Source organism: Klebsiella sp. 28, assembly GCF_018223905.1.
Classification (GTDB): Bacteria; Pseudomonadota; Gammaproteobacteria; order Enterobacterales; family Enterobacteriaceae; genus Klebsiella; species Klebsiella pneumoniae.
Map to the genome: position 1 here is coordinate 1 of NZ_JAGRQY010000168.1, position 6,531 is coordinate 6,531.

A 6,531-nucleotide genomic window follows, 5' to 3' on the forward strand; every position below is an offset into this window, starting at 1 on the left:
GTCCAGCAGCGCCGCCGGGCGAGATATCAGGTACGGTACCCGTGGTATTGCCGGGTGGCGGCTGCGCCTTACCCGGCCTACAGGATCCTCTCACAGGCTCACACCCCGCAGGCCCGCGCAAGCGCAGCGCGACCTGGCCGTTTCATTCGCGGGCCAGTTTGCGCTGGTTCTTTTGCCGCAGCTTTTTCGCCCGGCTCTCCAGCAGCAGATAGGCCACCGTCGCCAGCAGCAATGGCAGGAAATAATAGAGCGCGCGCCAGGCGAGCAGGGCGGCAATGATCGCGCCCTTCGAAATATCTTCCCCGGAGAGCATGGCGATAAACACCGCCTCCAGCACGCCGATCCCAGCCGGAATATGGATAATCACCCCGGCGATACTGCTCACCAGCAGCACCCCTAATACCAGAAAATAGTTAATCTCGCTGCCCAACAGCAGCCAGATTATCGCCCCCATCGCCATCCAGTTCGCCGCCGAGAGCCCCATCTGCAGCAGCGCGAAGCGCCAGGAGGGCAGCACCAGCCGCTGGCCTTTAATCGTCAGGTGACGGCGTTTGGCGAACGCGCAGCCGAACAGATAGCAAAGCGTAAGGATCAGCATCACCCCGCCGATAATGCGCAGAGTGGTCTGGCTGATGTACCAGTGCGGCGGCAGCTTCACCAGATCTGCCGTGAATATCACCCCGCCCAGCAGAATATAGCCCAACCAGTTGGTGGTAATGCTTAAGGAAAAAATACGGGTGATGGTGCTGCCGTTCAGCCCCAGCCGCGAGTACAGCCGGTAGCGCATACCGATCCCGCCGACCCAGGTGCTGAGGGTCAGGTTGAAGGCGTAGCAGATAAACGACACCAGCATGACCTGGCGTTTCGCCAGCTTGTGCCCGCAATAGGCCCGACCGAGCAGATCGTAGCAGCCGTAAATGAGGTAGCTGACGATAACCAGCGCAATGGCGCTAAACAAGGCCAGCCGATCGTAGCCGCGGATCACCTTCCACACGTCCTGCCAGTCGACTTTTTGCGCGTAGATCACCAACAGGACGATGACGGCGATAAAAAAGAGCACGGTCAGCACTCTTTTCGCCATCCGCCAGCGGGGATGTGATTTGCTCATAGTGGATTATCCCTGGCTGGAGACTCGACGCGGTCCTGAGTTTCAATTTCCGGCTGGACCGGCGGGCTGACTCTGGCCAGCCGCGGGGTATGAGCCGGTAGCCAGCCGACCCATGCCGGGAAGTGGCGCAGAAAGTGGAAAGCCATCACGCTGACGCCCAGCCGCCACCAGTTGCGTTTCGGCAGCATCGTTTTATCGATCCGCTGGCAATCCCGGGCGATAAGCCCGTTGAGATTATCGCGCAGCGTCTGGTTAAACACCCGATCGTGGATGATCAGATTGGCTTCCAGATTCAGCGACAGGCTAAGCGGATCCAGGTTGCTTGACCCAACGGTGGCCCAGTGGTCGTCTGCCAGAGCGACCTTGCCATGCAGCGGGCGACGGCGATATTCGTAAATCTGCACCCCACCCTTAACGAGATAGTGATAGAGCAGGTGGGCGCCAAACTTCACAATGGGAATATCCGGTTCGCCCTGCACGATCAGCTTAACCCGTACTCCGCGCCGCGCGGCATTGCGCATCGCATGCAGCAGGCGGTAGCCGGGGAAAAAATAGGCGTTAGCGATAATCACTTCCCGGCGGGCGCTGGTCAGCATCTTCAGGTAGTGGCGTTCAATATCGTCGCGGTGTTCCTGGTTGTCGCGCCAGACGAACAGCGCCTGCGCCTCGCCGGGGGTCTGGTTAACCTCCGGCTGGTGGCGACGACGTCGCCACCAGCGGCGGGCGGTTTCGCTGTTGGGCAGGTTTTCCAGCTCGAACTGCAGGATGTCGAGCACCACCGGCCCTTCGACCTGCACCGCATAATCCTGCTTCGCCTCCGGACCGTAGTCGCTCATATGTTCGGCGGAGTAGTTAATACCGCCGACAAAGGCGGTGGTGTCGTCGATTACCACGATTTTACGGTGCATGCGACGGAACAGATTGGTGCGCATCCCCATCAGCTTAGGACGCGGATCGTAGTAGCGGAAAATCACGCCAGCGGCGGTGAGCTCACCGACAAATTCATCGCTGAGATCCGGGGAACCATAGCCGTCGAGGAGCACCTCCACCTGGATGCCGCGGCGGGCAGCCTCGAGCAGGACCGCGTGCAGCCGCCGGCCTACCTCATCTTCAAACCAGATAAAGGATTCGAGGATCACCCGCTGGCTGGCGCGACCGATGGCCGCAAACAGCGCCGGATAGTACTGGTCGCCATTCTCCAGTAGCGTAATGCGGTTGCCTTCCTGCCAACGACATTTCACAAATGTATCTCCACGCTAAGGGGTGCATGATCGGACAGATGCCGCCATTGTTTAAGGGCCAGCGCCTTCGGGCGACTGGCGTGGGCGTTCTTGACGTAAATGCGGTCGAGGCGCAGCAGCGGAAAACTGACTGGAAAGGTGCGCGCCGGCCGTCCGCGGGCGCGGGTAAAGATCTCTTCCAGCCCGGCCTGGGCTTTTAACGGCTGGTTAGCCTGCTGACGCCAGTCGTTAAAATCGCCAGCCACCACCACCGGCTCGCCCGCGGGCAGGGTATTGACCCACTCCGCCAGCATGGTCAACTGCGCCTGCCGTTGGTCGGCGCGTAGACCGAGATGGACGCAAATCACGTGAATAGTTATCCCGCTCTGCGGCGGCACGATGCGGCAGTACAACAGGCCGCGCTTCTCCCCGTTGCCGACCGAGATATCGCGATTTTCGTAGTATTCAATGGGAAAGCGCGACAGCACGGCGTTGCCGTGGTGGCCTTCCGGATAAACCGCATTGCGCCCGTAGGCGTAGTCGCTCCACATGGTGTCGGCGAGAAATTCATAATGGGTCGTATCCGGCCAGTTTTCGATGTGCAGCGGATGTACCTCATGAGCGCCCATCACCTCCTGCAGGCAAACAATATCCGCGCTAACGCTGCGCACGGCGTCGCGCAGTTCGGGCAAAATAAAACGCCGATTAAACGCCGTAAAGCCTTTATGGGTGTTAATTGTCAGCACGTTCAACGAAAATCCCGCCGTTGGCTCAGCCATAATTCTCCAGTAAATGTCACTTTCCTGAATAAAATAGTGTAGTAGACGTCACAAAAAGATGCGGTGTTACGGAATTTTCCGTAAAGTGCGGTACTCTGAGTAGCAGAGAAAAATCCTTCAGGAGAGAAGCCATGAAGTGGCAACAACGTGTACGCGTCGCAACGGGTCTTAGTTGCTGGCAGATTATGTTGCATCTACTGGTCGTGGCAGTACTGGTGATGGGTTGGATGAGCGGCGCGCTGGTGCGCGTCGGATTGGGACTGTGCGTCCTCTACAGCGTCACGCTGCTGGCGATGCTGTTTTTACAGCGTCACCATGAGGCGCGCTGGCGCGATGTGGGAGACTTCCTTGAGGAGCTCACCACGACCTGGTACTTCGGCGCGGCCATGATAGCGCTGTGGCTGCTGTCGCGCGTGCTGCACAACAACCTGCTGCTGGCCCTCGCCGGGCTGGTGATACTGGCAGGCCCGGCGGTGGTCTCGCTGCTGGCGAAAGATAAGAGCCGTTACCCTAAAGCGTTCGGGCTACAACAAGGCGGCAACGCAGCGAATCCCCAGAAGCATAGATAACTATGTGACTGGGGTGAGTAAGGAAAGCCAACGCCGTTGTAGTTTGAACGATGACGGGTATTACGCAATCTTCCTTCGGAACATCGCATACGCCGCTGAGCCGGTGGTGGCCGCTATGACCAGTAGCGGCCACAAACTTCCCCACACAATCTCCAGACTCGCATCCTTCAGATAAATTTGCTTGGTGATATCGGTAAAGTGGCGGATGGGATTTATCCAGGTCAGATCCTGCAGCCACTGCGGCATGTTTTCCACTGGTGAGACGTACCCCGACAGGAGAATAGCCGGCATCATAAAGACGAACACGCCGATAAACGCCTGCTGCTGGGTGGCGCACAGCGACGAAATCAATAAGCCAAAGCCCACCAGCGATAGACCGTAAATCACCATGGTGAAATAGAACAGCAGCAGCGAGCCGGCAAACGGGATCTGATAGGCCCAGATACCAATCGCCAGCACGATAGTTGCCTGCAGGGTGGCGACGATCAGCGCCGGCACCGCCTTGCCGACGAAAATTTGCCAGGTGGCGAGGGGGGAGACCAGCAGCTGGTCAAGGGTGCCCTGCTCGCGCTCGCGAGCCACCGACAGCGAGGTGACGATCATCACCCCGATGGTAGTGATCATGGCGATAAGCGACGGCACCACGAACCATTTATAGTCGAGATTCGGGTTGTACCAGTTGCGCACCACCAGCTCGCTGTTGTTCGGCTTCGCTTTACCCTCCAGCAGCTCCTGCTGATAGTTTTTCACAATCTGTTGCAGATAGTTGGCGGCGATTTGCGCGCTGTTGGAGTTGCGTCCGTCGAGCAGAAGCTGCAGCGGGGCGGTTTGATAGTTATCCAGATTGCGCGAGAAATCGGCCGGGAAGCGCACCACCAGCAGAGCTTTTTGTTCATCGATGGTCGGCTGGATCGCCTGCGGGCTTTGCAGCAGCAGGACGTGGGTAAAGGCTTTGGCGCGGGCAAAGCGCTGAGTGAGTTCCACCGCGTGGCGACCGCTGTCCTCGTTGTAGATAGCGATGGTGGCGTTGGTCACCTCCAGCGTCGCGGCAAAGGGAAACAGCAGCACCTGAATCAGCACCGGCATGATTAAAATCGCCCGCGTCTGCGGCTCGCGCAGCAGCGACTGCAGCTCTTTGCGGATTAATGTCCATAAACGGTGAAACATAATAGCTCCTTTGGCCCATTCAACCACGCCGGGCGGCACTGCGTTTGCCCGGCCTACGGGATCGGCGAACCGTATAATCGATGTTGGTTAAACCGTAGGCCCGGTCGGCGCAGCGCCACCGGACAAAACCTAATCCAGACGCCGTTTGGTTTTCAGCCACGTCAGACCGATAAACATCACCGCCGACGCAATCAAAAACAGCACGTTGACCAGCAGCACCACCGGAATATTGCCCGCCAGAAACAGGCTTTGCAGAGTACTAACGAAATAGCGCGCCGGGATCACATAGGTCACCGCGCGGATCACCGCCGGCATACTGTCTATCTGGAAAATAAACCCGGACAGCATAATCGACGGTAAAAAGGCGGCGTTCAGCGCCACCTGCGCGGCGTTAAACTGGTTGCGGGTAATGGTTGAGATCAGCAGCCCCATCCCCAGGGTGCTGAGCAAAAACAGACTGGTAATGACAAACAGGATCGGCAGCGAGCCGCGATAGGGCACGCCGAGAATAAATACCGACACCAGCATACACAACAGCATCGCCAGCATGCCGAGGAAATAGTAGGGAATGAGCTTGCACAGCAGCAGTTCGGCGCGGGTGATCTCCGTCGACAGCAGCGCCTCCATGGTGCCGCGCTCCCATTCGCGGGCCACCACCAGCGAGGTCAGTATGGCGCCGACCACGGTCATGATGATGGTGATCGCCCCGGGGATAATAAAGTGCTGGCTAATAGCCGCCGGGTTAAACCAGTAGCGCATCTGCACGTCGATCAGCGGTTCAAAGGTTTCGCCGCGGTCTTCCGCCCGCTGCTGCTGCCAGATTTGCCAAATACCTTCCACATAGCCCTGAGCGAAGTTGGCGGTATTGGGCTCGCTGCCGTCGGTGATGAGCTGCAGCGGTGCGTCGGCGCCGGGGCGGGCCATCTGGCGGTCGAAATCCACCGGAATGACCACCATGGCGCGGATGCGCCCGGCCTGCATCATCTCAATCAGCTGCCTGCGGCTGTCGCTGACGGTGGCGTCGATATAGGGCGAGCCGGTCATGGTATGGACGAAATCCAGCGCCTCTTCGCTCTGCTGCTCAAGCAATACGCCGACCCGCAGCCTGCTGGAGTCGAGGTTAATGCCGTAGCCGAAGATAAACAGCAGCAGCAGGGGGATCACCACCGCGATCAGCCAACTGCTGGGATCGCGCACAATCTGCCGGGTCTCTTTGACGCACAGGGCGCGGACCCGCCGCCAGGAGAGAATGCTATTGCCCATGGCTATTCTCCTTGTCCCAGCGGTTAATCAGGGTAATAAACGCCTGCTCCATGGTCGGGTCCGTCTGGCTGTCGTCCGCCGCCTGGGCCTTCAGCGCGTCCGGGGTCCCGCTGGCGATAAGCTTGCCATGATAGACCAGCCCGATGCGGTCGCAGTATTCCGCCTCATCCATGAAGTGGGTGGTGACCATTACCGTCACGCCTTTATCAACCATGCTATTAATATGTAGCCAGAACTCGCGGCGGGTGAGGGGGTCGACGCCGGAGGTGGGTTCATCGAGAAACAGAATATCGGGTTCATGCATCAGGGAGCAGGCCAGCGCCAGCCGCTGCTTGTAGCGCGGCAGCTCGTCGGCGGCGTGGCGGGCGATACTTTCCAGGCCAAAGGCATCGCTCATCCGGGCGATTTTTTCATTTTGCGCCCGG

7 protein-coding genes are annotated in these 6,531 nt (G+C 58.9%); 1 reads left to right on the forward strand and 6 read right to left on the reverse strand.

The genetic code is table 11. The features are described from left to right. Positions 1-142: 142 nt before the first annotated feature. The 3 genes from KHQ28_RS23745 to KHQ28_RS23755 are packed head-to-tail and all read right to left on the reverse strand — an operon-like array spanning position 143 to position 3,107. Positions 143-1,108: a lysylphosphatidylglycerol synthase domain-containing protein gene (locus KHQ28_RS23745; protein WP_002895728.1), complete on the reverse strand. Its 966-nt coding sequence runs from the start codon at positions 1,106-1,108 to the stop codon at positions 143-145. Next, positions 1,105-2,349 (reverse strand): cardiolipin synthase ClsB, encoded by a 1,245-nt coding sequence (gene clsB / locus KHQ28_RS23750; RefSeq protein ID WP_016947493.1) that lies wholly within the window; start codon positions 2,347-2,349, stop codon positions 1,105-1,107. Before clsB ends, KHQ28_RS23745 begins: the two co-directional genes overlap by 4 nt. Then, on the reverse strand, positions 2,346-3,107 hold the full coding sequence (locus KHQ28_RS23755) for an endonuclease/exonuclease/phosphatase family protein (RefSeq protein ID WP_016947492.1): 762 nt from the start codon (positions 3,105-3,107) through the stop codon (positions 2,346-2,348). The genes clsB and KHQ28_RS23755 overlap by 4 nt, the downstream gene beginning before the upstream one ends. A 131-nt stretch (positions 3,108-3,238) precedes the next feature. Between KHQ28_RS23755 and KHQ28_RS23760 the strand changes: the two genes are divergently transcribed. Continuing rightward, complete coding sequence (locus KHQ28_RS23760) at positions 3,239-3,676, forward strand: YbhQ family protein (RefSeq protein ID WP_004176793.1); 438 nt, start codon at positions 3,239-3,241, stop codon at positions 3,674-3,676. A 60-nt stretch (positions 3,677-3,736) separates the two neighbouring features. On the opposite strand, the gene KHQ28_RS23765 is transcribed toward KHQ28_RS23760, so the two are convergent. From KHQ28_RS23765 to KHQ28_RS23775, 3 genes are all read right to left on the reverse strand, one after another. Next, positions 3,737-4,843, reverse strand: a complete 1,107-nt coding sequence (locus KHQ28_RS23765) for an ABC transporter permease (protein ID WP_004142068.1) — start codon at positions 4,841-4,843, stop codon at positions 3,737-3,739. A gap of 129 nt (positions 4,844-4,972) precedes the next feature. Beyond that, positions 4,973-6,106, reverse strand: a complete 1,134-nt coding sequence (locus KHQ28_RS23770) for an ABC transporter permease (RefSeq protein WP_002895739.1) — start codon at positions 6,104-6,106, stop codon at positions 4,973-4,975. Continuing rightward, on the reverse strand, positions 6,096-6,531 hold a 436-nt coding region (locus tag KHQ28_RS23775; RefSeq protein ID WP_211777701.1), incomplete at its 5' end, for an ABC transporter ATP-binding protein. The genes KHQ28_RS23775 and KHQ28_RS23770, both read right to left, overlap by 11 nt.

Bases quoted from the DNA above. Each gene is read 5' to 3' on its own strand.
- KHQ28_RS23745 (WP_002895728.1), bottom strand. From the start codon at position 1,108: ATGAGCAAATCACATCCCCGCTGGCGGATGGCGAAAAGAGTGCTGACC.
- KHQ28_RS23755 (WP_016947492.1), bottom strand. From the start codon at position 3,107: ATGGCTGAGCCAACGGCGGGATTTTCGTTGAACGTGCTGACAATTAAC.
- KHQ28_RS23760 (WP_004176793.1), top strand. From the start codon at position 3,239: ATGAAGTGGCAACAACGTGTACGCGTCGCAACGGGTCTTAGTTGCTGG.
- KHQ28_RS23765 (WP_004142068.1), bottom strand. From the start codon at position 4,843: ATGTTTCACCGTTTATGGACATTAATCCGCAAAGAGCTGCAGTCGCTG.
- KHQ28_RS23770 (WP_002895739.1), bottom strand. From the start codon at position 6,106: ATGGGCAATAGCATTCTCTCCTGGCGGCGGGTCCGCGCCCTGTGCGTC.